The 211-nt window shown below is 50.7% G+C and carries 1 protein-coding gene; it reads left to right on the top strand.

The features are described from left to right. Positions 1-211, top strand: a 211-nt coding sequence (locus AB4405_RS24105) for an Ig-like domain-containing protein (RefSeq protein ID WP_372063091.1), incomplete at both ends; no start/stop codon positions are given.

The following is a 211-nucleotide window of genomic DNA, read 5'->3' as shown; positions in this document are numbered from 1 at the left end:
TCCGATGTGGATGGCACCGTGGTGTCTTACGCCTTGGCGACCGATGTTCCAGACGGAAAAGGCAGCCTAAGTTTCAACAATGGCACCTATACCTTTGATCCAGGTGAGGACTTCCAAGGCCTGACTAATGGTCAATCTGAAGACGTGACTTTTACCTACGTTGCCATTGATAACGAAGGATTGGCGAGTGCGCCACAGACCATCACCATCA

Origin of the sequence: Vibrio sp. 10N.261.51.F12, from assembly GCF_041471725.1 — a bacterium.
Classification (GTDB): Bacteria; Pseudomonadota; Gammaproteobacteria; order Enterobacterales; family Vibrionaceae; genus Vibrio.
Note: the sequence above shows the minus strand (reverse complement) of the source record. Positions and strands in the feature narration are given on the sequence as shown.